Raw genomic sequence first — 24,715 nt, forward strand, 5'->3', positions numbered from 1 at the left:
ACTCACACCTGGCCGTACCGCCCAGCTTCCTCGCCCAGCCAGCGCCGAATCAGCGGCCGGCTCGCCTCGGGATGGCGGGCCAGCAGAGCCTCGGCCAGTGGCGCGACCCGTTCGAGCAGGTCGGCGTCGCGCTCCAGGTCGGCGATCTTCATCTGCGCCAGGCCCGTCTGACGGGTACCGAGCACCTCGCCGGGACCGCGCAGTTCCAGATCCTTCTCGGCGATGCGGAAGCCGTCGGTGGTCTCGCGCATCACCGCCAGGCGCTCCCGCGAGTGGGCCGACAGCGGCCCGTGATAGAGCAGCACGCAGAAGCTCTCGCTGGAGCCGCGGCCGACCCGGCCGCGCAGCTGGTGCAGCTGCGACAGGCCCAGGCGCTCCGGGTTCTCGATGATCATCAGGCTGGCGTTGGGCACGTCGACGCCGACCTCGATCACCGTGGTGGCCACCAGCAGGTCTAGCTCACCGCTCTTGAAGGCGTCCATCACCGCCGCCTTCTCGGTTGGCTTCATGCGTCCGTGGACCAGGCCGATGGCCAGCTCCGGCAGCGCCTCGGTAAGCTCGTCGCGGGTCGCCTCGGCGGCCTGACACTGCAGCGCGTCCGACTCCTCGATCAAGGTGCAGACCCAGTAGGCCTGGCGGCCCTCGGCGCAGGCGTGGCGAATGCGCGCCACCACCTCGGGGCGCCGTTCGTCGGGCACCACCACCGTCTTCACCGGGGTGCGCCCGGGGGGCAGTTCGTCGATGATCGAGACGTCGAGATCGGCGTAGGCGCTCATCGCCAAGGTGCGTGGAATCGGCGTGGCGGTCATCACCAGCTGATGCGGCGTCAGCCCGCCGGCCTCGCCCTTCTCGCGCAGCGCCAGGCGCTGGTGCACGCCGAAGCGATGCTGCTCGTCGACGATGGCCAGGCCCAGGCGCTTGAAGTGTACGTCGCCCTGAAACAGCGCGTGGGTGCCCACTACCATCTGCGCGCGACCGTCGAGGATGGCGGCCTTGGTGTCGAGCCGCGTCTTGCCCTTGAGCTTGCCGGCCAGCCACGCCACCTCGATGCCGAGCGGCGCGAACCACGCCTTGAGCGTGCGGTAGTGCTGCTCGGCCAGGATCTCGGTGGGCGCCATCATGGCCGCCTGGCAGTCGCCGGCAATCGCCGCCAGTGCTGCCATGGCGGCCACCACCGTCTTGCCCGAGCCGACATCGCCCTGCACCAGCCGCAGCATGGGCACCTCGCGGGCCAGATCCGCCCCGATCTCGTCGAGCACTCGACGCTGGGCGCCGGTCAGCGAGAACGGTAGATGGGTCAGAAAGCGCGCCTGCAGGCTACGCCCGCTGGGCAGCGCCGGGGCGCCATCCTCCTGAATCTTCAGGCGCACCTGCTGCAGGCTCAGGCGATGGGCCAGCAGCTCCTCCAGGGCCAGGCGACGCGTGGCAGGGTGTTTGCCGCTGGAGAGGCGTTCGGGGTCGGCGTCGGGGGGCGGCTGATGCAGCGTCTGCAGGCAGTGACGCAGCTCGGGCAGACCGAAGCGGGTGCGCAGCTCTTCGCCGATCCAGTCGGGCAGCGCCTCGGGGGCCTCGTCCAGGCGGGTCAGCGCCTGCTCGATCAGTGCGCGCAGACGCGCCTGATTGAGCCCTTCGGTGGTGGGGTAGATCGGCGTCAGATGATCTTCCACCGGCGGGGCATCGGCGCTGAGCAGGCGGTATTCGGGATGGTAGATCTCGAGCCCGGTGGCGCCGGCTCGCGCCTCGCCGAAGCAGCGCACCCGGGTGCCGGGGCGGAACTGCTGCTGCTGCGCCGGGGAAAAGTGGAAGAAGCGCAGGCTGATGATGCCGGAGCCGTCGCGCAGCCGCACCAGCAGGCTGCGACGACGCCCTTTCACCACGTCGCTGGCCGAGACGTCGCCCTCCACCACCGCCTCGTGTCCGGCTCTCAGCGTGCCGATCGGCGTGATGCGGGTGCGGTCCTGATAGCGCAGCGGCAAGTGAAACAGCAGGTCGGCCACGCTCTCGATGCGCAGGCGAGCCAGCTTGAGCGCTACTGCTTCCCCGACGCCCTTCAGGGCGGTGACCGGCGCGTCGAGGGCGTTCATGCGAGCTCGGGGAGCGCCTCGTGACACAGCTGGATGGCGTCGGTCACCGCGTCGATGGCCTTGGGACGCGGAAAGCTGGCGCGCCAGGCGATCGCCACGGTGCGCGATGGCGCCGGCGACTTGAACGGCCGGCTGGTGAGCAGCCCGCTTTCGTAGTGCCCGGTGCCGATGGCCGAGCGCGGTAGCACGGTGATACCCAGCTTAGAGGCGACCATGTGACGGATCGTTTCCAGCGAGCCGCCTTCGGCGGTCAGGGTGTTGCTGGGGCTGTTGAGCTGCTGGCTGATGGCGGGGCAGGCCTCGAGAATCTGATCGCGGAAGCAGTGGCCTTCGCCCAGCAGCAGCAGACGCTCCTTGAGCAGGTCCTCCTTCTCGATGAACTCGCGCTGGCTCCAGGCGTGATCGGCCGGGATCAGTACCTCGAACTCCTCTTCGTAGAGGGGCTTGGTCACCACGTCGGTTTCGGTGAACGGCAGCGCGATGATGATCGCATCGAGCTCACCGCTGCGCAGCTTGCGCCGCAGGCTGGCGGTGAAGCCCTCCTCGATGTAGAGCGGCATCTGCGGCGCGCTGCGGGTAAGGGCCGGCACCAGGTGCGGGAACAGGTAGGGGCCGATGGTGTAGATGGCCCCGATGCGCAGCGGGCTCGCCAGTTGATCCTTGCCGGCATTGGCCAGCTCCTTGATCACGCTGCTCTGCTCCAGCACGCGCTGGGCCTGTTCGACGATCTTCTCGCCCAGCGGTGTGACCTGCACGGTGGACTTGGAGCGTTCGAACAGTGCCACGCCGAGCTCCTCCTCGAGCTTCTTGACCGCTACCGACAGCGTGGGCTGGGAAACGAAGCAGCGCTCGGCCGCTCTGCCGAAGTGACGCTCTTGCGCCAAGGTTACGATGTACCGAAGTTCTGTTAGAGTCATGACTGGTGCCCTGTGGGCATCCTCTCGGACGATAGACGACTTTCAATAGGGACTTTTTATCAGGGGGCGAGAGAAAGGTGAAGAAAACCACACTGATTCTAGGCTGTGGCGACATCGGAATGGTGCTGGGCAGGGAACTGCTGGCGGCAGGGCATCGCGTGATCGGAGCCCGGCGCAGCGTCGCACCGCTGGAGGGTAGCGGTATCGAACCGCTACCGCTCGACCTGAACGACGAAGAGGCTCTGGCCGCGCTGCCCGACGCCGACTACGTGGTCTATATCCTCAGCGCCGATCGCTTCGACGAGGCTGCCTACCGGGCCGCCTATCTGGATGGTCTCAAGGCCGTGCTGCAGGTCTATGAAGGGCGTGACACGGCTCCCAAGCGCCTGCTCTTCGTTTCGTCCACCAGCGTCTACGGTCAGAAGGAGGGTGAGCTGGTCGACGAGGAGACCCAGGCCGAATCGGCGGGCTTTGCCGGTGCGCTGATGCGCGAGGCCGAGCAGGCCCTGCGGGCGAGCCCCTTGGCGGGTACCACGGTGCGCTTCTCGGGTATCTATGGGCCGGGCCGCGATCGCCTGATCCGGCAGGTGCTGGAGGGCCGCATTGCGCCGGCAACGCCGCCCATGTACTCCAACCGCATCCATCGCGACGACTGCGCAGGCGTACTGGCCCACCTGATCGGCCTGGACGCGCAAGGCGAGTCGCTGGAGGAACTCTATCTGGCCAGCGACTGTGCGCCGGAGCCGCTGCACGATGTCATGGCGTGGCTGGCCGGTCAGCTCAAGGTGGAGCCCACCGAGGTGATCCAGGCGCCGCTGCGCAAGCGCTCCAGCAAACGCTGCGACAACACCCGCCTGCGCGAGACCGGCTACGTGTTCCGCTATCCCAGCTATCGGGAAGGTTACGCTCAGGTCATGAAGGAAGGCGGCTTTCTGCCCGAGCCGGTCTGAGTCCGCTCGCCACCGCGATACGCCAACGCGGGCTCACTGCCCGCGTTGGTGTCAGACGAAGCGTCTGAATTTCAAAAGATGGGGCCTCAAAAGGTGAGACGTCAAAAGGTGTAGGCGACACCGATCGACATGCCAAGACCGAACTCGTCCTGCCTTCTCAGCGAGAGGCGCTCACGTTCGGCGCGTAGATCCGCTCGTAGGTCGCTGTTACCGCTGCCGCGCGATGCTTCCAGAGAAGGGCTGCGGCTGCCGTAGTAGGCGACGCCCAGGTCGCTGATGAAGCGCCAGCCAGGCTGCCAGGCCGGCGACGACTCCCAGCCCAGGCCGAGATAGGGCGCGACGCGGTTGTGTTCCACCTTGCCCGTCAGATCGCCGACTTCCGCTGCGCTGTAGCGCGTGCCGTTGATGGTATAGCCGCCCCGGTTGTCGCGCTTGCCTTCCAGGCGGGTCTCGGGGTTGGCGAACAGCAATCCACCGCTCACCCGAAAGCCGCTGCCCGCCAGCGGATACCAGTCGACCAGCGCCTCGACGGCGTTGCGCTGCTTGCGCTTGAGCTCGTACTCGACGCCCTCCAGGGTGCGGTCGTCCTTGAACTCCGATTCGCCATTGATGCCTAGACGCACTGCCAACTGACGGTCGATGGCATAGCCGACGCCGGCTCCCAGGCCGAAGGTGCCGAGCTTGCTGTAGACGAAGGCGCCCGACCCGGCGGCATTGTCATCGGCGAAGGCCACGCTGGAGCAGAGAGCGGCCAGGCAGGTCGCGGCGATCACGCGTTTGTTCATGGGTGTCTCCTCGGTAGTGGGCCGGCCACCTGGCCGGCCCGACGAGCCGTCACGTTACGCCTGGCCCGGCCCACCGGCATGTCCCGCCCGTCGCTATCGCCCCATGTGACAAAGTGCATACGCCGTCGACCGAAACGCCTGATATGCTGCCGCGATATCGGGTCGCGCCGGTGAGCGTGACCCTCTCCACAGGCATGGTTCGAGGGCGGGGAAATGGCGGCCGGATCATGGGTATCGGATATGGGAGACAGGGCGCGAGGCGGCTGGCATGCCCTGGCGGGATCGTTCGGCCCCACCACTCTGCTGTTTCGCGGCGTCGGGCTGATCGCCTGTGCGGTGATCTATGCCATGCACCGGGTACACGAGGAGCTGGCTGCGGAAGACGAGCTGACCCTCGTGTTGAACGGCGAGACCCTGGTGCGGCAGTGGCTGGGCGATACCGTGGCGGGGCTGCTGTTCAGCGAGACGCTGGTGATGATCGGCTTCGTCGTCTTCGCCGTGGCGTTCTGCCTGGCGACGGCGCCGACTGCCTATCGCCAGCCCCGCACGCGCTGGCTGCTGGTGATCCAGATAGCGATAGGTCTGGTGATCAACGAAGAGCTGCTGCTGATCGTGGCCGCCCAGCTTCCCTTTCTCTATCCCTTGCCCTTGGCGTTCGCCTGGCTGCTGGCCCAGGCACTGCTCAAGGCGCTGTTGTGGGGCGCGATTCTGCTGGCGGCGGATCCGATGGAGGCGACCCTTGCGGCGGCTGAGGCAGCGGGTATCGAGCTGCCGGCCATCAGCCTGGCGAGCCTGCTGGGGCTGGCCATCTTGATGTTCTTCGTATGGCAGCTGTTCGCCTTCTGTCTGGGCTGTATCGCCATGACCGAGCGGCGCCAGCGCTATCGGCTGGCCAAGGCCCATGCCGAACTCACGGCTACGCGCCAGCTGCTGGCGGACAGCGCACGCGCCAGCGAGCGCCTGCGTATTTCGCGTGACCTTCACGACGGCCTCGGCCACCATCTGGCGGCGCTGAATCTGCATCTGGACCTGGCTTCGCGGCAGCCGGAGGATAAGGCGGTATCGCTGCATACTGCGCGTGAGATCGCCAAGGCGCTCTATCAGGAGGTCAGGAGCACGGTCGAGCGCGAGCGCCTCGTCGTCCCGATCGATCTGTTCGGCAGCCTGAAGACGCTCTGCTCGGGCATACCCCAGCCCCACATCGAGCTGCGCTACGACCCGCGCTGCCGGGTGTGCGACCCGGCCCTGGCCCATGTGATTTTCCGTACGGTGCAGGAGGCGCTCTCCAACGCCCTGCGCCATGCCGACGCGGGTAGGGTCGAGATCAGTGTGGCATGCAAGGCCGGCGGCATACATGTCGGCATCGTCGACGACGGCCGCGGTGCGGCCAGGATCGTGCCGGGCAACGGACTGACGGGAATGCGCGAAAGGGCCGCAGAGGTGGGTGGCAGTCTGGCGCTGGAATCGCGACCCGGCGCCGGCTGTCAGGTTGGGCTATGGCTGCCTATGGAAGGGGGGAGATCATGATTCGAGTGCTGCTGGTCGACGACCAGCATCTGGTGCGCAGCGGCATCGCCGGGCTGCTGGGGCTAACGCCCGACATCGAAATGGTCGGCGAGGCGGCGGGTGGCGAAGAGGCACTGGAGCTCGTCGCCGCCAAAACTCCCGACGTGATGCTGCTGGACGTGCGCATGCCCGGCATGAGCGGCATCGAGGTGCTGGCTCGTCTGAACGAGGCGGAGTACTTCCCGCCAACCATTCTGCTCACCACCTTCGACGACGACGAGGCGCTGCTGGCCGGCATGCGTGCCGGTGCCCGCGGCTTTCTGCTCAAGGACATTTCTCTGGAGCGTCTGGCCGAGGACATTCGCCATGTCGCCGCGGGTGGCTCGGCCATCCGGCCGTCGATCACCGAGCGCGTCCTGCGCGGGTTGCGCAGCCTGAGCCCCGAGTTCGAATGCCTCGATCCACCGTGTCGGCTGACCTCGCGGGAAACGGAGATCCTGCGGCTGTTGGCCAGCGGTCTCAACAATCGCGAGGTGGCGCTGGCGCTGGGCACGGCTGAGGGCACAGTGAAGAATCAGGTCTCCAGCATCCTCTCCAAGATGGGCGTGCGTGACCGGGTGCGCGCAGTGTTGCGCGGCATCGAGCTGGGCTGGATCTGAGCTAGAGCGGCAGGCGATAGCCCAGAGCCAGCACCTCGAAGCCCTGGTTGGGCGAGCGGATTCCGCCGTTCGAGTAATGGGTCAGGCTCAGGGCGACCTCGCCGGGCCCCAGTGCCCCGCCCAGCGCCAGGCGATCCTGGAACTGGAAGGCGCTGCCGAGCTCGCGCGACTCGTGGCGCGATTCGAGGAACAGCGCCACGCCGATGCCGCCTTCGACGAACACGCCGCGCTGTTCGCCGAAGGTCCAGCGCAGCGCCGGGGTGGCCAGCCAGGCCGCGTTGTGGTTGCCCTCGCGGCCCTGCAGCAACAGCAGGCCGGTGGCCAGACGCAGGCTAAGCGCTGCCGGCAGGAAGTCGAGTTCAGGACGTGTATCGAGCTCGATACGGGCGGCGGCGGCCGATTCGCTGGTCATGCCGACGTCGAGGTATAAGTCGGCCAGTCCGGCAGGACTACCGATCAGTGCCAGGCAGGCCAGCAGCCCGGCGGCGAGGTTCTTCCTGCGCTTCACAGTGTTCCCCTTTTTCTTGTGTGCCAATCTGTGTTGGCTGATCTGGCGCCTCTTCGTCCTTGAGGCATCAATGCTGAGATGTGGCCAGAGAGTGGTAGTGCGCGCCCCGCTGATCGACCACCGAGTGAAGCAGCTCCATGCGCTCATAAGACCATGTCAGGTCGACGGCGGGAAGCCCGTTCACCTCGAGCGAGGCGGCGCGGCGCAGCAAGGTGACGTGAGGCGTGAAGCCGCCGGGACGCATGCCGAAGCCGCGTGCTTCGAGCGCGTCCCACAGCCGGCTCTGCAGCCGTGCCAGGCCGTGGTCGGTGTGCCGGCCGCCTACCCAGACGATGCCGGGGCGCTTGAAGCAGCCCCAGCCGTCGAGGCGCCACTCGCCGGGTTCGATGGTCAGGCCCCGGACCCACTCGATGAGTTCGGCGGCCTTGGCTTCCTCAACCTCGCCGAGAAAGGCCAGCGTCAGGTGCAGGCTAGGGTCGGGCATGCGCCTTCCACCGCAGCGGGCGTGGGCGATATCCGCCAGCGCACCGAGCCGCTTACGCAGCTCGGGCGGAGGATTCAGTGCCAGGAAGAGCCTCATGGCTCTTTAATCACCAATCACCATAACTGCTTCGGCTTCGAACTGCGCCCCCTTTGGCAGCGCCTTGACGCCCACCGCGGCACGGGCGGGGTAGGGCTTGTCGAAGAACTCCTCCATCACCTTGTTGACCACCGCGAAGTTGTCCAGGTCGACCAGATAGAGGTTGAGCTTGACGATCTCGCCCAGCGAGCCGGCGGCCTCTTCGCACACGGCCTTGAGGTTGATGAAGACCTGGCGGGCCTGGGCCTCGAAGTCGTCGGAGACGAGCTCCATGGTGGCTGGGTCGAGGGGAATCTGACCGGACAGATAAACGGTGTTGCCGGCCTTGATGGCCTGGGAGTAAGGACCGATGGCGGCGGGGGCCTTTTCGGTATTGATCACGGCCTTGTTGCTCATGACGCTCTCCTCATGGTGTTCATGTACTGCATGGCAAGGGTCAATGAAAAGCCCGTTCGCCGCGCCGGGCGGCGAACGGGCCGAAACGGGTTCAATTGCCGACGCGAGTGATCTTGCCGACGTGGGACAGATTGCGAATGCGCTTGATGATGCGGGCCAGATGCACGCGGTCGCGTACCGCCAGGGTCAGATGCACGATGGAGAGTCGGGCGTCACGCTCCTCGATGCCGATGCGCTCGATATTGGCATCGGCGTCGGTGACCAGACTGGCAAGCTCGGCCACCAGCCCGCGGCGGCTCTCGATCTCGATGCGCAGGGCCACCGGGAAGTCCTCGCTGATCTCGTCGGACCACTCCAGGGCGAACAGCTTGTCCGGGTCGCTCTTCAACTCGTCGAGATTGCGGCATTCGGTGCGGTGCACCACGATGCCTTTGCCCACCGACAGATGGCCCACCACCGGATCGCCGGGCAGCGGGTGGCAGCAGCGGGCGAACTTGATCACCATCCCCTCGCCGCCGCTGATGACGATGGGGCCCTGGGCGGCCAGCCCGCGCTCGCCGGCCTCGGCCATGTCGCCATGCAGCAGATCGACCAGGCGTCGGGCCACCACGAGGGCCACTCGGGTGCCGAGACCGATCGACTCCAGCAGGCTCTCTTCGTCCTTGAGCGTGAGCTCGTCCAGCAGCTCCGGCAGCACGCTTTCCGGCAGCTCCTCCAGGCTGGTCTCGAAATCGGCCAGGGCCTTGTTGAGCAGCCGCCGGCCGAGCTGAACCGCCTCGGTCTGCTGCTGATGCTTGAGGGCGTGGCGGATTGCCGAGCGCGCCTTGGCGGTGACCACGAAGTTGAGCCAGGCCAGGTTGGGACGCGCCCCGGGGGCGGTGATGATCTCCAGCGTCTGACCGCTCTCCAGGCGGGTCGAGAGCGGCGCCAGGTGACGGTCGATACGACAGGCGATGCAGCTGTTGCCGATGTCGGTGTGCACGGCGTAGGCGAAGTCGATCACCGTGGCGCCCTGAGGCAGCTCCATGATGTCGCCGCGGGGCGTGAACACGTAGATGTCGTCGGGGAACAGGTCGTTCTTGACGTGCTCGATGAACTCCAGCGAGTCGCCGGCGTGACGCTGCATCTCGAGCAGCCCCTTGACCCACTCCCGGGCCCGGGCGTGGCTGCCCTCGGCGATGGGGTGATCGGTCTGGCCCGCCTTGTAGAGCCAGTGGGCGGCGATGCCGTTGTTGGCCATGGCCTCCATCTCGCGGGTGCGGATCTGCACCTCGATGGGCATGCCGCCGCTACCGAACAGGGTGGTGTGCAGGCTCTGGTAGCCGTTGGCCTTGGGGATGGCGATGTAATCCTTGAAGCGTCCCGGCACCGGCTTGTAGAGGTTGTGCACCACGCCGAGGATGCGATAGCAGCTGTCGACGTCCTCGGTGATGATGCGGAACCCGAACACGTCCATGATCTCGGCGAACGGCTTGCGCTGGTCGCGCATCTTCTTGTAGATCGACAGCAGGTGCTTCTGGCGGCCCACCACGGTGCCGGCCAGCCCTTCGTCGTCGAGGCTCTTCTGCAGCGTGGTCTGGATCTGGCGGATCGCCGAGCGGCGATGGCCGCGGGCGCTGGAGACGGCGCGCTTGATGCGCTCGGCGCGCATCGGGTGCAGCGCCTGGAAGGAGAGATCCTCGAGCTCCACGCGGATGGTATTGATGCCCAGACGGCTGGCGATGCGGGCGTAGATCTCCAGCGTCTCGCGGGCGATGCGGCGCTTCTTCTCCGGGCGCAGCGCGCCCAGGGTGCGCATGTTGTGCAGACGGTCGGCGAGCTTGACGATGATGACGCGGATGTCTCGGGACATCGCCAGCACCATCTTCTGGAAGTTCTCGGCCTGGGCGACGGCCTTGTCCTCGAAGGTGATCTGGGTCAGCTTCGAGACGCCGTCGACCAGCTCCGCCACCGGCTTGCCGAACTGCTCGGCGAGAGCCTCCTTGGAAACCCCGGTGTCCTCGATCACGTCGTGCAGCATGGCCGACATCAGGCTCTGATGGTCCATGTGCATGTTGGCGAGGATGTTGGCCACCGCCAGCGGATGGGTGACGTAAGGTTCGCCGGAGCGCCGGCGCTGGCCGTCGTGGGCCTGCTCGGCATAGTAGAAGGCGCGCTTGACCTGTTGGATCTCGTCGGGAGGAAGATAGCCGCCGAGTCTGTCGGCCAGGTCGTCGATGGTGAACATTAGCGCGCCTTGAGTGACAGCCTTACTCCTCGAGAGCGATACCCGGCTCGCCTTCACGGCGAATTCTCACCGGTGCCTCGATCGGCTCGTCCAGCACGGTATGGTCGACGAGCCCGGCGGCGATCTCGCGCAGCGCCATCACGGTGGGCTTGTCGTTCTCCCACGGCAGCTGGGCATCGCGCGAGCCGCGCGACAGCTGGCGAGCGCGCTGGGTGGAGATCATCACCAGCTTGAAGCGGTTTTCGACGTTTTCCAGACAATCTTCGACGGTGACACGCGCCATATAGGGTACTTCCCGAAAACTGTAGTGGGCCCACGGCAGCGGCCTGAGGACCGAAATGGAACAGGACAGACTAGATTACTCGACGTTCGGCTACCCTGACAAGCGTCTGCGGGCCAGGACAGGCGCCTGCGGCTAGGACAACAGCGCATCCAGCAGCGGGCCGTGGCTCTCCTTCACCCGCGCCAGGCTCAGCCGCCGGCTGATCACCAGTGACTGCAGTTCGCGCAGGGCGGTGGTGAAGTCGTCGTTGATCACCAGGTAGTCGTATTCGTCGTAGTGCGACATCTCGCTGACCGCATCGCGCATGCGCCGGGCGATGGTGGCGTGCTCGTCGGTGCCGCGGTTGGCCAGGCGCCGCTCCAGCTCGTCGCGGGAAGGCGGCAGGATGAAGATCGACACCGCATCGGCCATCTGCTCGCGGACCTGGCGGGCGCCCTGCCAGTCGATCTCGAGAATCACGTCCTGGCCGGCTTCGAGCAGGGCTTCCACCGCGGGCCGCGAGGTGCCGTAGAAGTTGTCGAATACCCGGGCGTACTCGAAGAACTCGCCCCGCGCGATCATCGCCTCGAACTCGCCCACCGTCACGAAGTGGTAATTGACGCCGTCCACCTCGCCACGGCGCTGGCCCCGGGTGGTATGCGACACCGAGACCTGGATGCCGTCGAGGCTCTCGATCAGCTCGCGTACCAGTGTGGTCTTGCCGGCCCCGGAGGGGGCGGAAACGATGAAAAGCGTACCTTGAGACATGAGCGTGCGTCCCTGATGTGGCGACGAGTGATGGAGCGACTGCAGGAAAACGCGAAGTATCTCACGAATTCCAGGTGCGCTGCAGGGGCAGACCGTCTTCACTGGCGAGACTACGCCAAGATGCCTCTCGACAGCGCTCTTCCGGCCCGGTGGACATCAGCTTGTCACAAAGGCTGCGTATGCTATGTGACAACGTCACTCAGGCTCACGGCGCGTCATGTCGCCGAGAGGTGGGGTCATGCTGCAGCGGGGTAGAGGCCATGCCGGAAGAACAGAGCGCCATTGAGGAGAAACGCAGCCAGGAGGCGATACCGGCAGCGCTCCCCGAGCCTTTGACGCCCGCCGAGACGCATGACGAACCGCTGCTGCGGGTCAATCACACCCGTACCGGGGTCCGTGCCAAGCCGACCTCCGCCACATCCGAGCTCGACCTGAAGTCTCCCAGCCTCTACTTCAATCGCGAGCTGTCGACCCTGCAGTTTCATATCCGCGTGCTCGAGCAGGCGCTGGACATGTCTCACCCGCTGGTCAATCGGTTGATGTTCCTGCTCATCTTCTCTTCCAATCTGGATGAGTTCTTCGAGATTCGCGTGGCGGGTATCAAGCGGCATATTGCCTTGCATCCCGACGAGGTGGGGAGCGATGGCATGCGACCCACGGAGCTGCTCGACGAAATTTCTCGCATAGTGCATGAGCAGGTGGAGCGACAGTACCGTATTCTCAACGAGACGCTGATTCCCGAGCTCGCCCGGCAGAACATCTTCTTCCTGCGCCGCGAGAGCTGGACCGCATCCCAGCGGGAGTGGGTCAGGGAATATTTCGACGAAGAGATCATGCCGGTGATCAGCCCGATCGGGCTCGACCCCTCCCACCCTTTCCCGCGCCTGGTCAACAAGAGCCTGAACTTCATCGTCGAGCTGGAGGGACAGGATGCATTCGGCCGCGAGGGCGGACTGGCGATTCTACCCGCACCGCGACCGCTGCCGCGCTTGATTCGCTTGCCTGCGCACCTGAGCCGTCCGGGCTGCGATGAGTTCGTCTTTCTTTCCTCCATGGTTCATGCCCATGCCGAGGAGCTGTTCCCCGGCATGAAGATCATCGGCTGTTATCAGTTCCGCCTGACCCGCAACGCCGACTTCTCGGTGGATACCGAGGAGATCTCCGATCTCGCTTCGGCCCTCAAGGGTGAGCTGCTGGCGCGACGCTACGGCGACGGCGTGCGACTGGAGGTGGTCAACGACTGCCCGGCCCATCTCACCGACTTTCTGCTCAACCAGTTCAACCTTGCGCCCCGCGACCTCTACCTGGTGGATGGCCCGGTCAACTTGAGCCGATTGATGACGCTGCTGGGCGATTTCGAGCGCCACGATCTGCTCTACAAGCCCTTCATTCCCGGGCTGCCCAAGGTGCTCAACAATCGCAAGGAGAGCCTGTTCAGCCTGATCGCTCAGGGCGACATTCTGCTTCACCACCCCTTTCAGTCGTTCACGCCGATCGAGAGCCTGCTGGCCGAGGCGGCCAACGATCCTGGCGTGCTGGCCATCAAGCAGACCCTGTATCGCACCGGTGCCGATTCGGCCATCGTCAGTGCGCTGGTCGAGGCCGCGCGCAACGGCAAGGAGGTCACGGTGGTGATCGAGCTGCGTGCGCGCTTCGACGAGGCGGACAATCTGCTGCTCGCGGCCCGCCTTCAGGAGGCGGGTGCCATCGTGATTTATGGCGTGATGGCCTACAAGACCCACGCCAAAATGCTGCATATCGTGCGCCGCGAGAAAGGCGGCCTGCGATACTACGCCCACTTGGGCACCGGCAACTATCACTCGCGCACGGCCAAGCTCTACACCGATTACAGCCTGCTGACCGCCAATGAGCGGCTGTGCGAGGATGTGCATCTGGTCTTCCAGCAGCTGTCGGGAATGGGCAAGCCCAGGGTGATCGAAACCCTGCTGCATGCGCCATTCGTGCTCCATGACCGGCTGGTGAAGATGATCGAGCGTGAGGCCAGACACGCCGAGAAGGGCAGGAAGGCGCACCTGATCATCAAGTGCAATTCGCTGACCGAGCCCCAGCTCATCCGGGCGCTCTATCGCGCCTCGCAGGCCGGGGTGCGCTGCGACTTGATCGTACGCGGCATGTGCTGCCTGCGCCCCGGTGTGGCGGGGGTGTCGGAGAATATCCAGGTACGCTCGATCGTGGGGCGCTTCCTCGAGCATACCCGTGTCTTCACTTTCCACAACGATGGCAAGCCGGAGGTGTGGGCTTCGAGCGCCGACTTCATGGAACGCAACATGTTCCAGCGCGTGGAAACCTGCTTCCCCATCCTCGACAAGAAGCTGGCACAGCAGGTACGCAAGGACCTGGAGACCTACCTGGTGGACAACTGCCAGGCCTGGGTACTGACCGCTGACGGTCGCTACGTGAAACAGGTGCCCGAAGAGGGCGTCCCGGCCATCAGCGCCCAGGAGACGCTGCTCTACGCTTATGCAGCGAAGGCCTGAGTGGCTTTGTCCGTTCCGGCTGAAGCTGTAGCCGCCCCCTTTGCTCTTGTCTGCTTCGGCAGGCCTCTGAAGGAAGAACTCGCCACCGATGACCCCATCGACTCATGACGAGCCGCGCCGCCTGGCGGCGATCGATCTGGGCTCCAACAGCTTCCACTTGCTGGTCGCCAACTATCAGCACGAACGTTTCCAGGTGACCGCCAAGTACGGTGAGAAGGTGCAACTGGCCGCCGGGCTCGACGACGACCTCAGGCTGAGCGACGAGGCCATGCAGCGCGCCATGGATTGCCTGACCCGGTTCGCGCCGTTCGTCGCCGACATCGACCCCAGGCACCTGCGTATCGTCGGTACCCAAACGCTGCGCGTGGCCAGCAACGGCCAGGAGCTGATTGCCCATGCCGAAGCCCTGCTTGGCCATGAGGTGGAGATCGTTTCCGGTCGCGAAGAGGCCCGCCTGATCTATCTGGGTGTGGCGCATTCGCTGGCCGACGTGCATGGCCGCCGCTTCATCCTCGACATCGGTGGCGGCTCGACAGAGTTCATCATCGGGGAGCGGTTCGAACCTCAGGCCCTGGAGAGCCTGGAGATGGGCTGCGTCTCTTACACCCGACGTTTCTTTGCCGAGGGCAGAATCGACGAGAGTCGCTTCCGCCAGGCCGAAACCGCAGCGCTGTACGAAGTGGAGAGTATCCGCCAGCCGTTCCTGCAGTTGGGCTGGTCGGATCCGGTGGGCACCAGCGGCACTATCCGCAACGTGGCGGCCATCGTCTCCGCCGAGGGGGCGAGCGTCGAGGGCATCATTCGTCGTGATGCGCTGCTTCGGTTGCGCCAGCAGTTGATCGATTACGGCCATATCGACCAGCTCGCCCTGGTTGGGCTCAAGCCCGATCGCGCCAGAGTGTTTCCGGCGGGCGTGGCGGTGCTGTGCGCGGTTTTCGAGGCCTTCGACCTGCCGTTTCTGCGCTATTCGGACGGCGCGCTGCGCGAGGGCATCCTCTACGATCTGATCGGCCGTAACACCCCGGAGGATTCGCGGCTGAAGACGCTCGATGGTCTCGATCTGCGCTATGCCACCGACAGGCGCCAGGCTGGCAACGTGGCTGCAAGTGCCATGGCGGCCTTCGACCAGGTGGCCGGGGCCTGGCAGCTCGGCGACGAGCAGCGCCAGTTGCTGGCTTGGGCAGCCAGGTTACACGAGATAGGCTTGGCCGTTTCGCATAGCCAGTTCCATCGGCATGGCGCCTACCTGCTCGAGCATTCCGACCTGCCGGGCTTCTCGCGCACGGATCAGCGCGGCCTTGCCTTTCTGGTACGGGCGCACCGGCGCAAGTTCCCCATCAAGGAGCTCAAGGAGTTTCCGACAACGGTACGCCAGCGCTATGCGCGTCTGGCGCGACTGCTGCGTCTGGCGGCGATACTCAACCACTCCCGACCTGAAGCGCCGCCCGATGGCGTTACCCTGGGCGTCGAGGGCGAAGTGCTTCTCGTCACCTTGCCCGACGACTTGACCGGTAGCGCCCTGCTGTTCGGTGCCCTCGAGCAGGAGAAAAACTATCAGCTCGCTGCCGGCTATCAGCTCGAAATCATCCCCGGGGCACGCTGATCCCAGCCGGATCGAGCTCCTCGGCGAACAGTTCCAGGGCGTACTGGGCGGCCACGGAATTGCCGTTGTCGTCGAGGGCCGGCGACCAGGCGCAGACCGTCATCCGGCCCGGCACCACGGCAACGATGCCGCCGCCCACGCCGCTCTTCGCCGGTAGCCCGACGCGATAGGCGAAATCTCCCGCCGCGTCGTACATGCCGCAGGTCGCCATGATCGCATTGATGCGGCGCGTCAGCCCCGGCGAGACGAAGCGTTCGCCCATGGCGCGGGCCTCGCCGTCGGCCGCCAGGAAGTTCATGGCCACGGCCAGGTCGGTGCAGCTCATGGCCAGCGCACAGCAGGAGAAGTAGGTGCGCAGCACCTCGTCGACGTCGTTGTCCAGGTTGCCGAAGGCCTTCATCAGGTAGGCCATGGCGGCATTGCGCGAGCGGTGCTGCCACTCGGAGTCCAGCACCTCGTCGTCGATCAGGATCCTGGCGTTGCCCGCCAGCCGCCGGGCCACGTCCTGCAGGTGCTTGTCCGGGGTGGCGAAGGCGCTGACCAGGCGATCCGTGACCGCGATGGCGCCGGCATTGATGAAGGGGTTGCGCGGCTTGCCCCGCTCGGCCTCGAGCTGGGCCAGCGAATTGAAGGGCATCCCCGACGGATTGAGCCCGACCCGCTGCCACAGCGCTTCGCCGTGCACGCGTAGGGCGAGGGTGAGCAGCAGCACCTTGGCGATGCTCTGGATCGAGAAGGGCGTCTCGGCGTCCCCAACGGCATACAGCGTGCCGTCGTTGGTGCACGCGGCGATACCGAGCCGCGCGGGGTCCTGCTCGGCCAGCGCCGGGATATAGCTGGCGACCCGGCCGCTGCCGAGCCGGGAACGGGCTCGGGCGTGGACGCTCTCCAGCCAGGCCTGCATGTCTTCCCTTTCCGGCAGGGTTCGCACGCTCTGAGCCCCAACGGCCGGCCCCGAAGCATCGGGGCCGGCCGCAGGCTGTGACTTGGGATGTCGCACCGCTACTTCGCCGGCTGGCTGGCAGTCGGTGCCGCTGCGCCGTAACGCTTGAGGCGCTCGATGTCCTCGGGCTCGATTTCCCAGGCGGCGGGATCGATGTCGAGATCGGCGAACTTCTGGGCGTCGAACACGGGGTGGCGAATGCCGGCGCGGATCTGCTCGTCGAAGTCGCGCATCAGGCGAAGCCCCGGCTTGAACAGCATGAGCAGGGCGATGAGGTTGGCCAGCGCCAGGAAGCCCATGGTCACGTCGGCGAAGGCGAACACCGTGCCCAGGTCGGTCAGCGCACCCCAGGCGCAAAGTGCGACGATCGCGATGCGGAACAGGTTGAACAGCGTGACGTTGCCATCGCTGAAGTAGTTGAGGCTGTTCTCGCCCAGGTAGTAGTTGTAGAGAATGGTGCTGAAGCCGAACAGCAGCAGCGCCACGCTGACGAAGCTGCGGCCCCATTCGCCCACGTGGTCGGCCAGCGAGACCTGGGTCAGCGCCACGCCGCCGATATCGGCGCCGCTGGCCGGGTCGTAGGCGCCGCTGAGTAGGATGATGAAGGCGGTGGCCGAGCAGATGATCAGGGTATCGATGAACACCGAGAAGGCCTGCACGACCCCCTGATTGGCCGGGTGCGGCACATAGGCCACCGCGGCGACGTTGGGGGCGCTGCCCAGGCCCGCTTCGTTGGAGAACAGACCGCGCTTTACCCCCATCATTATCGCGGCGCCGATACCGCCACCTACCGCCGGCTCCAGGCCGAAGGCGCTGTTGACGATCAGCAGGAAGACCTCGGGGATGCGCGGCAGGTTCATGCCCAGTACCACGAAGGCGATCAGCAGATAGCCCACCGCCATGACCGGTACCAGCACCTCGGTCACCCGGGCGATGCGCTTGATGCCGCCGAAGATGATCAGGCCGACCACCGCGGCCATGCCCAGGCCGGTATAGAGCACCGGAATGCCGAAGGCGTCGTCGAAGGAGGTGGCCACGGCGTAGGACTGCAACGCGGTGAAGCCGAAACCGAAGGTGACCAGCAGCAGCACCGAGTAGAGCGCGGCCAGCCATTTCCAGCGGCTGCCGAGGCCGCGGGCGATGTAGTAGGCCGGTCCGCCGCGGTAGGTGCCGTCCGGCTGGGCCGTCTTGTAGGCCTGGGCCAGGGTGCACTCGAGGAAACTGGTGGCCATGCCCATCAGGCCGACCAGCCACATCCAGAAGATCGCCCCCGGGCCGCCGAGGGTGATGGCCACCGCCACGCCGGCGATGTTGCCGCCGCCGACGCGGCCGGCAATGGAGAGCAGCAGCGCCTGGAAGGAGCTCAGGTGGCCGTGCTTGTCACGCTTGAACGCCTGGCTGGCGCCGAGGATGCGGAACATGCGGGTGAAATAGCGAAACTGGACGAAGCGCGAGCCCAGGGTGAAGCCGACGCCGACGGCGATCAGTAGGGCGATGAGCACCTTGCCCCACAGCAATTCGTTGATCAGATCGAGCATCAGGCGTTCCTCCGCTCGGGCGCGACCTGGGGCAGCACGGACCGGGGAGTGACGGTGGGTATCGTTATTCTTGGCATGGAACTGGAACCTCTAGCTGTTTTTTCGACTGGGCCCGTCCTAAGGAAACACTGCACAAATGCCTGCACGAGCGAATCACTGCGTTGCGCGGTGCTCGGAATCCTCACCTATACCCCATAGGCTCCGGTTCCTGTGCTCCGTGCGCCTTGTGCTTCATCTCGCTCGTCGATTTGTTCAGCGCTTCCTTTCGCGGGCCGGTTGTCATCGCAAGTTCCATGCCATTGCGCCGCTTTCCTGCAAGCTGTTGATTCAAGGAGTAAAAACTTGAGAGGGCGAGGCTTTGCGCCAGCGCCGGCGGTATAACCTTGGTTCTAGAGGGGCGAGGTGGGAAAGCTAACCTATTGAATTAAAAGAATTAAAAAGAGCTATAACTCAGGTTATCGTTATAACTCTAGTTATGACCCTTCCGTGCGGCGCTTCTTCAGCCGCTTGCTCAGGGCGGGCTGCGAGATGCCCAGCCAGCGCGAGGCGATCGACTGATTGCCTTCGGCGCGGCGCAGCGCTTCCTCCACCAGCGCCTCGGCGACCGCTTCCAGGGTGGGCAGCGGCTCGTCGGCAGCGAACACGGGCCCCGTGCTGGGCTGCTGAGCGGGAATCACCGCTCCCGGTTGGCCGATGGCCCGCTTGAACGACTCCATGGAGAGCGTGTGGCTGCGGTGCAGACTCATGGCGTCGTAGACCATGGCGCGCAGCTCGCGCACGTTGCCGGGAAAAGCGTACTCGCCGAGCAGGATTTCCAGCTCGGGGGGATGGCTCGGCTTGCGCTTGCCGAGCTCCTCGGCCGCTTCAGTCAGGAAGTGGTCCAGCAGCAGGGGGATATCCTGTTTGCGCTGGCGCAGCGGCGGAATGTGCACCTGATGCGTGCGCAGGCGGTAGTAGAGATCCTTGCGGAAGGTGCCCGTGCGCTGCTTCTCGGCCAGGTCGTGGTGAGTCGCTACCAGCACCCGGGCCTGCAGGCGCTTGGGCCGGTCGCTGCCCAGCGGGTAGTACTCGCCCTCCTGAAGCAGGCGCAGCAGCTTCACCTGGGAGGCTGGGCTGAGGTCGCCGATCTCATCGAGGAACAGGGTGCCGCCCGCGGCCTGCTCGATCATGCCGGCCCGCGGCTGATCGGCGCCGGTGAAGGCCCCGCGCTGGTGGCCGAACAGCGTATCGGCGAAGACGTTGTCGTCGAGACCGGCCACGTTGACGCACACCAGCGGCCCGCTGCAGCCGCTCAGGGTATGGGCGGCCCGGGCGATCAGCTCCTTGCCCACGCCGCTCTCGCCGGTGATCAGGATGGGCTGACGGGTCAGCGCCACCGACTCCAGATACTGGAAGACCGCGCGCATCGCCTTGTCGGTGGTGACGATATGGGCGAAGGCCTCGGGCTGTTCCAGGGTGTCGCAGAGCACGCGCTGGCGCAGCGCCTGGTTCTCCTGGCTCAGCTCCTGCAGGCGAATGGCGCGGCGAATGCCTTCGATGAGCCGGCTCTCCTCGTCGGTCTTGACGAAGTAGTCGAAGGCCCCGAGCTTGATGCAGTTGACCGCGGTTTCCACCTGATTGAGGCCGCTGATGACGATCACGCCCATGTCGGGATACTCCTCGACGATGCGTGCCAGCAGCTCCTCGCCCGACAGGTGGGGCATGGTCAGGTCCAGGGTCACCAGGCCGATGTTCTCCCGGGCCAGGATGTCCATTACCTCGCGGCTGTCCTGGCAGCGGTGAATGTGGTTGATGCCGCCGCTGCGCTCCAGGGCGATGCCCAGGCTGCGCAGGAAGGAGGGCTCGTCGTCGACCAGCAGCACGCCGAATGCGGGGTAGAGGGGCGTGGTCAGGTTTGTGGTCAGGGGCGTGCTCATGATGCGTCTGTCTCCTGCTCACGGTTCGGGGGCGTGCCGGTCGAGGTCGGCAGCGACAGCTCTGCCCGGGTACCGCGGCCGGGCAGGGAATCGAAGGTCAGGCTGCCCTGGTGCTCGCTGACGATACTGGCGGAGACGGAGAGGCCCAGCCCGGTGCCGCCGCACTCGCGGCGGGTGGTGAAGAAGGGGTCCGTCAACCGGTTCATGTCCTCGGGAGCGATACCGCATCCCTCGTCGCGCACCTCCACCAGCACCCGGCCCTCGCTGCGCTCGTGGCGCGTCGTCAGGCGGATGCCCTGGGCAGGGTTCTCCAGCGCCTGACAGGCGTTCAGCACCAGGTTGATCACCACCTGCTCGATGCGCTGGGCGTTGCCGACCAGCGGTGGCAGGTCGTCGCCATAGCGGGCCTCGAAGCGTCCGGTCGCCTTGCGGATCGAATTGTCCACCAGGCGCACGGCGGTGGCCACCACCTCGTTGAGATCGAAGACCTCGCCCCGGGCGTCGCCGCCCTGGCGGGCGAAATCCTTGAGATCGCCGACGATACGCTTGATGCGGCGGGTACCCTCCTGCATGTCGTCGATCATGCCGGGGATCTCCTCGCGCATGCGCGAATAGGGCAGTCCGCCGAACGGGAAGTCGCCGTGGCGGCGGTAGTGCGATTCGAGGATCGGTTCGGCGTCGGCCCAGGCGTCGCGCAGCACCGGCAGGTTCAGCAGCAGCAGACTGCTGGGGTTGTTGATCTCGTGGGCCACCCCCGAGACCAGCACGCCGAGCGACGCCATCTTGTCGGCCTGGATCAGCTGCTGCTGGTGCAGCCGCAGCTCCTCGGTGCGCGCCGCCACCTCGCGCTTGAGCATGCGGTTCCAGATCACGATGACGCCCAGGATCAGCAGCAGCAGCGCCGAGAGCGCCGCGCCGACCTGGCCGACCCGGTGCCAGGGGAAGCCCTCGCCACCCTCCAGTGGCCCCAGCCAGCGGTCGTAAATGGCCTGGTGGCGGCCGGTGTTCTTGAGAATCGCCAGCCCCTCGCTGAACTTGGCCAGCAGGTTGGCATCGCCCTGGCGCACCGCGTAGCCGTAGCGCAGCGAAAAGGGTCGCGCCACCGGCACCAGGTTGGTCAGGCCAAGCTCGCGGCTGAGGTAGAGCGCCGGCAGGTTGGCCACCAGGGCGTAGTCGTGCTGGCCGGCGGCCAGCGCCCGCAGCGCATCGGCGTGGGTATCCACGGGGATCACCACGGCGCCGATGTCATGTTCGATCAGGTAGTCGTGCATGATGTCGCCGCGCTGGACCAGCACCTCTTTGCCGCGCAGCTCCTCGACCTCCACCACCGGGTCGCCGCGGCGGGCGAAGATCGACTGATGGACGATGGCGTGGGGCGGGGCGAAGTCGAATTGCTCGGTGCGCGCCTCGGAGAACGACATGCCCTGGAGAATGTCGATCTCCCCCTGCTCCAGCCCCCGGCGCACCTCGCTCCATGGCTTGAGCTCGATGCGCACCTGGATGCCCATCACCTCGGCGATGGCCTGGGTCAGCTCCACGTTGTAGCCGGCCGGCTCGCCGTCGTCGTCGAGAAACTCGTAGGGCGGGTGATAGTGATCGCCACCGACGACGATGACGTCTCTGCCCCCCTCGGGCCCCTCGACCGCCGTCTGCCCCCAGCCCGGCAGGGGCACTACGAGGCAGACGGCCAGTGTCAGCAGTCGTATCACTTGTTGTCCAGTCCGCATCCAGATCCTTCAGGTTCTGACCTTGCCCCAGTAAGCGCGATTAGCACTCTAAGTGAACTCTGGGCTCTCGAAAGGCGGCGGAGCCGATCTGCCCAATCGCCCTTTGTCGAATAGCGCCATGCAAATGTCTAGAAATGTCTAAGCTTCAGCGCCTAGACATTCGCCATCTCTTGCCGGATGGGGATATAACCCCTTGATTTTTAAGTGACTGAAGGAGGTTTTTAATCTTGTTGCTCTTCTGGTGTTCGTCCAGGATATCCGGCAGTTTGTCTAACAGTAATCCATCGATATCCTTTCGCCGGGCTTCGCCGAACTCCTCAATGAAGTCGCAGATGAGCTGTTTGTAGTGCTGGTCGTCGAAGCCTCGGTTGCGGATATACCTGGCCTTTTCATCGCTGTGCCGGGCCACATGCGCCGATATGTGAAAATTGGGCTTCCTGCCTTCGATAAGTCCCTGTCGCTTGAGATGCCTGGCCTGGTCGTCTGTCAGCGACTTACGTTTCTGTACCCGGTCGAGCAGGATGATGTCTTCCAGAGTCAGGTTAGGCAGTTCCGCTAGCTTCCTGGCATAGTTCAGATCGACTACCCGTCCGGTGATCGTTACTTGGACCCGTTCCTGGTCGAGCTGGTATTCCGGTAGTGGAAAGAAGCGCTTCTTCTGGATAATGAACATCTTACGGATGCCACTGCCGATGGTGTCGATCATGTTGAAGTTGACCATAGCATCGGTCAGGAAGCGGTTTCGGTAACGTGTTTCCGGAGCGTTCGAGTGGATAACATTCTCCACCGAACCGGGAATGAAGCGGCCAGGGTTGCTGAAGCAGAGCCGACCATCCTCGAATTCCACCACCGAGACCTTGCCACCCAGTTCGTAATCCTGATGAGCGATAGCGTTGTTCAGCGCCTCTCGGATGATGAAAGGGTCGTACTGCTCTACCTCTTCGGGAAAGAGGCTGGCATCCGCCATGTAGCGATACTTGAGGTTGCGGATCTTGCGGAACATCTGCTCGGCGCTGAGGAGCAACGGACAGGAGAAATGCTCATAATCCCGCTCTAGGCCGTCCCGGTCCTTGAGGATCCAAGTGATGGTAGGGGAGGCGGGGTTGAGCCAGTGAGAGGCTTCCGGCTTGCCTAGCAGCAGGATAGCCGTTCGGGTGATCTGGCCCTTGATCGTGACCTTGGCCTTGTTCAGAAAGGTGGCGTTGTCCCAGATTTTCACCTCTTCGGCAAGCCTAGGGTGCTTAGTGACATACTCCTGGCGTGCCAAAGCGATCGCCTCCTCACTGAGATCGTCGAGGGAGGCGCCATGGCAGATCTCAGAGCTCCAGTCACGTTGTCGGCACTGGTGACGAATTCGCTCGACTTCTTCGATGGAGAGAGGGCCGAGAGACTCCCCATCGCGGCCGTAGTAGTGGCCCTCCCAGGCCACCGGCATGCCCTGTGGCGCCGCCGGAATCTCGAATAACAGCACCCGCCCGTCCGGGTGCTGGGCGGTATGAATATCAATAAAGGTCAGGCGGTGGGTGGTCTTGTCCGCCACTTCTTTTTTCAGGGACTGGAGTTCCCTGGCGTGTTTCCGGAAGCTGGTACCGACTACCTGCAGGCGGTCATTGACGCCAAACACCAGCCAGGCACTGTTCAGTCCCTTGAGGTTTGCCTCATTGCTCAACGCCGAGACGTATCTGCCGAGCTTGTCGAAGCTGAAGGTGTGCTTCGCTTCCTTGAACTCGACGATTTCGCTCTCGCCGACGCCGTTGAGCAGGTGATGAAGCTGATGGTTGGGATGCATCAGGCCAAGCCCTCTTCTCCTGCATCTAGCTTGCTGTTAGAGAGTCACTCGATATTCTGGATCTGCTCGCGCATCTGCTCGATCAGCACCTTGAGCTCCACCGCGCAGCGGGTGGTGCTGGCCACCGCCGACTTGGAGGAGAGGGTGTTGGCCTCGCGGTTGAGCTCCTGCATCAGGAAGTCGAGCCGGCGCCCCTTGGGGCCCTTCTGGCCGAGCTGACGCTCCACTTCGCTGACGTGAGCCTCGAGACGGTCCAGCTCCTCGTCCACGTCGGCCTTCTGGGCCAGCAGCACCAGCTCGGCCTCCAGGCGCTGGGGGTCGAGTTCCGCCTTGACCGTTTCCAGGCGCTCCAGCAGCTGGGCGCGCTGACGCTCGAGGATGGTCGGCATCAGCCGGCGCACTTCGGCGACCTGTTCGCGCACGCCGCTCAGGCGTTCACGAATCATCACGGCGAGCTTGTCGCCCTCGCGGGCGCGGGCCTCGATCAGTTCGTCGAGGGCGGCTTCGAACAGCGCCGTGGCTTCCGCCTTCACCAGATCCAGGTCGATGCCCTGGGAGTCGAGCACGCCGGGGTGCTCGAGCAGCGAGAGGGCGTCGGGCATGGCGACCTGGGGCAGCGCTTCGCGAATCTCGCCCAGCGCCGCGGCCAGGGCCACCAGGCGGGGGTGATTGACCGCCAGGGTCTCGCTGATGTCGGTGGGTTCGAAGCGCAGGTGACACTCCACCTTGCCGCGGGCCAGGCGCGTACGCAGCGCCTCGCGGAAGGCGGGCTCCAGGTCGCGCAGAGCCTCGGGCAGCCGGAAGAAAGGTTCCAGGTAGCGCTGATTCACCGAGCGCAGCTCCAGCTGCAGGCTGCCCCAGTCGTCCTCACGGCTCTGGCGGGCAAAGGCGGTCATGCTGTGAACCTTGCTTTGGTCAACCATGGGAACTCCTTGTTCGGTGTCGGCACTTCAAGCAGCACGGACGGGATGTGAGACGAGGAGTTTAACCGATTACCCGCCCCGACCGTGTAGAATGGCCAGCCATTCGACACCGATGCCCAGGGCGTCCCGCCCGGCC

20 protein-coding genes are annotated in these 24,715 nt (G+C 65.3%); 5 read left to right on the plus strand and 15 right to left on the minus strand.

Features of this window, described 5'->3' with window-relative positions; all coding sequences use genetic code 11:
• Window positions 1-2: 2 nt before the first annotated feature.
• Both recG and HOP58_RS01395 read right to left on the minus strand, forming a co-directional pair.
• Complete coding sequence (gene recG / locus HOP58_RS01390) at window positions 3-2,192, minus strand: ATP-dependent DNA helicase RecG (protein WP_346657448.1); 2,190 nt, start codon at window positions 2,190-2,192, stop codon at window positions 3-5.
• Complete coding sequence (locus HOP58_RS01395) at window positions 2,081-3,001, minus strand: hydrogen peroxide-inducible genes activator (RefSeq protein ID WP_234259312.1); 921 nt, start codon at window positions 2,999-3,001, stop codon at window positions 2,081-2,083. The genes recG and HOP58_RS01395 overlap by 112 nt, the downstream gene beginning before the upstream one ends.
• A 77-nt stretch (window positions 3,002-3,078) precedes the next feature.
• Between HOP58_RS01395 and HOP58_RS01400 the strand changes: the two genes are divergently transcribed.
• Window positions 3,079-3,951: an NAD(P)H-binding protein gene (locus HOP58_RS01400; protein ID WP_234253445.1), complete on the plus strand. Its 873-nt coding sequence runs from the start codon at window positions 3,079-3,081 to the stop codon at window positions 3,949-3,951.
• A 101-nt stretch (window positions 3,952-4,052) separates the two neighbouring features.
• Here HOP58_RS01400 and HOP58_RS01405 read toward each other — a convergent pair whose 3' ends face one another.
• Window positions 4,053-4,736 carry a hypothetical protein gene (locus tag HOP58_RS01405; protein ID WP_010625907.1) on the minus strand — a complete coding sequence of 228 codons (684 nt, stop codon included), beginning with the start codon at window positions 4,734-4,736 and terminating at the stop codon, window positions 4,053-4,055.
• Window positions 4,737-4,976: 240 nt separating this feature from the next.
• On the opposite strand from HOP58_RS01405, the gene HOP58_RS01410 reads away from it, so the two are divergent.
• Both HOP58_RS01410 and HOP58_RS01415 read left to right on the plus strand, forming a co-directional pair.
• Window positions 4,977-6,263, plus strand: coding sequence for a histidine kinase (locus tag HOP58_RS01410; protein WP_234259313.1), 1,287 nt, complete (start codon window positions 4,977-4,979; stop codon window positions 6,261-6,263).
• Window positions 6,260-6,901, plus strand: coding sequence for a response regulator transcription factor (locus tag HOP58_RS01415; protein WP_010625905.1), 642 nt, complete (start codon window positions 6,260-6,262; stop codon window positions 6,899-6,901). The genes HOP58_RS01410 and HOP58_RS01415 overlap by 4 nt, the downstream gene beginning before the upstream one ends.
• A 1-nt stretch (window position 6,902) precedes the next feature.
• On the opposite strand, the gene HOP58_RS01420 is transcribed toward HOP58_RS01415, so the two are convergent.
• The 6 genes from HOP58_RS01420 to gmk form a co-directional block, all read right to left on the minus strand.
• The gene (locus tag HOP58_RS01420; protein WP_234259314.1) at window positions 6,903-7,409 is read right to left on the minus strand and encodes an acyloxyacyl hydrolase; all 507 of its coding nucleotides are present in this window, start codon (window positions 7,407-7,409) and stop codon (window positions 6,903-6,905) included.
• Window positions 7,410-7,476: 67 nt separating this feature from the next.
• Entirely contained in the window at window positions 7,477-7,989 is a 513-nt protein-coding gene (gene thpR / locus HOP58_RS01425) for an RNA 2',3'-cyclic phosphodiesterase (RefSeq protein WP_234259315.1), read from the minus strand.
• 6 nt (window positions 7,990-7,995) lie between these two features.
• Complete coding sequence (locus HOP58_RS01430) at window positions 7,996-8,385, minus strand: RidA family protein (RefSeq protein ID WP_010625902.1); 390 nt, start codon at window positions 8,383-8,385, stop codon at window positions 7,996-7,998.
• 91 nt (window positions 8,386-8,476) lie between these two features.
• Window positions 8,477-10,612, minus strand: coding sequence for a RelA/SpoT family protein (locus HOP58_RS01435; protein ID WP_234259316.1), 2,136 nt, complete (start codon window positions 10,610-10,612; stop codon window positions 8,477-8,479).
• Between the two features lie 22 nt (window positions 10,613-10,634).
• The gene (gene rpoZ, locus HOP58_RS01440; protein WP_010625900.1) at window positions 10,635-10,895 is read right to left on the minus strand and encodes a DNA-directed RNA polymerase subunit omega; all 261 of its coding nucleotides are present in this window, start codon (window positions 10,893-10,895) and stop codon (window positions 10,635-10,637) included.
• A gap of 132 nt (window positions 10,896-11,027) precedes the next feature.
• On the minus strand, window positions 11,028-11,642 hold the full coding sequence (gene gmk / locus HOP58_RS01445; RefSeq protein WP_010625899.1) for a guanylate kinase: 615 nt from the start codon (window positions 11,640-11,642) through the stop codon (window positions 11,028-11,030).
• Between the two features lie 260 nt (window positions 11,643-11,902).
• Between gmk and ppk1 the strand changes: the two genes are divergently transcribed.
• Both ppk1 and HOP58_RS01455 read left to right on the plus strand, forming a co-directional pair.
• Window positions 11,903-14,140, plus strand: coding sequence for a polyphosphate kinase 1 (gene ppk1, locus HOP58_RS01450; protein WP_234259317.1), 2,238 nt, complete (start codon window positions 11,903-11,905; stop codon window positions 14,138-14,140).
• 88 nt (window positions 14,141-14,228) lie between these two features.
• Complete coding sequence (locus tag HOP58_RS01455; RefSeq protein ID WP_234259318.1) at window positions 14,229-15,743, plus strand: Ppx/GppA phosphatase family protein; 1,515 nt, start codon at window positions 14,229-14,231, stop codon at window positions 15,741-15,743.
• Here HOP58_RS01455 and glsB read toward each other — a convergent pair.
• The 6 genes from glsB to HOP58_RS01485 all read right to left on the minus strand — a co-directional run bounded on the left by glsB (window position 15,724) and on the right by HOP58_RS01485 (window position 24,579).
• Entirely contained in the window at window positions 15,724-16,647 is a 924-nt protein-coding gene (gene glsB / locus HOP58_RS01460) for a glutaminase B (RefSeq protein ID WP_234259319.1), read from the minus strand. The genes HOP58_RS01455 and glsB overlap by 20 nt on opposite strands.
• A gap of 98 nt (window positions 16,648-16,745) precedes the next feature.
• Window positions 16,746-18,224, minus strand: a complete 1,479-nt coding sequence (locus tag HOP58_RS01465) for an alanine/glycine:cation symporter family protein (RefSeq protein WP_234259320.1) — start codon at window positions 18,222-18,224, stop codon at window positions 16,746-16,748.
• A gap of 473 nt (window positions 18,225-18,697) precedes the next feature.
• Window positions 18,698-20,140 carry a sigma-54 dependent transcriptional regulator gene (locus HOP58_RS01470; protein WP_234259321.1) on the minus strand — a complete coding sequence of 481 codons (1,443 nt, stop codon included), beginning with the start codon at window positions 20,138-20,140 and terminating at the stop codon, window positions 18,698-18,700.
• Complete coding sequence (locus HOP58_RS01475; protein WP_234259322.1) at window positions 20,137-21,849, minus strand: transporter substrate-binding domain-containing protein; 1,713 nt, start codon at window positions 21,847-21,849, stop codon at window positions 20,137-20,139. Before HOP58_RS01475 ends, HOP58_RS01470 begins: the two co-directional genes overlap by 4 nt.
• 163 nt (window positions 21,850-22,012) lie before the next feature.
• Window positions 22,013-23,656 carry an RNA-binding domain-containing protein gene (locus HOP58_RS01480; RefSeq protein ID WP_234259323.1) on the minus strand — a complete coding sequence of 548 codons (1,644 nt, stop codon included), beginning with the start codon at window positions 23,654-23,656 and terminating at the stop codon, window positions 22,013-22,015.
• Between the two features lie 44 nt (window positions 23,657-23,700).
• On the minus strand, window positions 23,701-24,579 hold the full coding sequence (locus HOP58_RS01485; protein WP_010625892.1) for a YicC/YloC family endoribonuclease: 879 nt from the start codon (window positions 24,577-24,579) through the stop codon (window positions 23,701-23,703).
• Window positions 24,580-24,715 lie beyond the last annotated feature (136 nt).

Origin of the sequence: Halomonas sp. MCCC 1A11062 (genome assembly GCF_021404355.1) — a bacterium.
In the GTDB taxonomy this organism is placed as follows: domain Bacteria; phylum Pseudomonadota; class Gammaproteobacteria; order Pseudomonadales; family Halomonadaceae; genus Halomonas; species Halomonas aerodenitrificans.

What these genes read in the sequence shown, in the direction of transcription:
- HOP58_RS01395 (WP_234259312.1), bottom strand. Translation starts at nt 3,001, where the DNA reads ATGACTCTAACAGAACTTCGGTACATCGTAACCTTGGCGCAAGAGCGT.
- HOP58_RS01405 (WP_010625907.1), bottom strand. Translation starts at nt 4,736, where the DNA reads ATGAACAAACGCGTGATCGCCGCGACCTGCCTGGCCGCTCTCTGCTCC.
- HOP58_RS01410 (WP_234259313.1), top strand. Translation starts at nt 4,977, where the DNA reads ATGGGAGACAGGGCGCGAGGCGGCTGGCATGCCCTGGCGGGATCGTTC.
- HOP58_RS01415 (WP_010625905.1), top strand. Translation starts at nt 6,260, where the DNA reads ATGATTCGAGTGCTGCTGGTCGACGACCAGCATCTGGTGCGCAGCGGC.
- thpR (WP_234259315.1), bottom strand. Translation starts at nt 7,989, where the DNA reads ATGAGGCTCTTCCTGGCACTGAATCCTCCGCCCGAGCTGCGTAAGCGG.
- HOP58_RS01430 (WP_010625902.1), bottom strand. Translation starts at nt 8,385, where the DNA reads ATGAGCAACAAGGCCGTGATCAATACCGAAAAGGCCCCCGCCGCCATC.
- HOP58_RS01435 (WP_234259316.1), bottom strand. Translation starts at nt 10,612, where the DNA reads ATGTTCACCATCGACGACCTGGCCGACAGACTCGGCGGCTATCTTCCT.
- rpoZ (WP_010625900.1), bottom strand. Translation starts at nt 10,895, where the DNA reads ATGGCGCGTGTCACCGTCGAAGATTGTCTGGAAAACGTCGAAAACCGC.
- gmk (WP_010625899.1), bottom strand. Translation starts at nt 11,642, where the DNA reads ATGTCTCAAGGTACGCTTTTCATCGTTTCCGCCCCCTCCGGGGCCGGC.
- ppk1 (WP_234259317.1), top strand. Translation starts at nt 11,903, where the DNA reads ATGCCGGAAGAACAGAGCGCCATTGAGGAGAAACGCAGCCAGGAGGCG.
- HOP58_RS01455 (WP_234259318.1), top strand. Translation starts at nt 14,229, where the DNA reads ATGACCCCATCGACTCATGACGAGCCGCGCCGCCTGGCGGCGATCGAT.
- glsB (WP_234259319.1), bottom strand. Translation starts at nt 16,647, where the DNA reads ATGCAGGCCTGGCTGGAGAGCGTCCACGCCCGAGCCCGTTCCCGGCTC.
- HOP58_RS01465 (WP_234259320.1), bottom strand. Translation starts at nt 18,224, where the DNA reads ATGCTCGATCTGATCAACGAATTGCTGTGGGGCAAGGTGCTCATCGCC.
- HOP58_RS01470 (WP_234259321.1), bottom strand. Translation starts at nt 20,140, where the DNA reads ATGAGCACGCCCCTGACCACAAACCTGACCACGCCCCTCTACCCCGCA.
- HOP58_RS01480 (WP_234259323.1), bottom strand. Translation starts at nt 23,656, where the DNA reads ATGCATCCCAACCATCAGCTTCATCACCTGCTCAACGGCGTCGGCGAG.
- HOP58_RS01485 (WP_010625892.1), bottom strand. Translation starts at nt 24,579, where the DNA reads ATGGTTGACCAAAGCAAGGTTCACAGCATGACCGCCTTTGCCCGCCAG.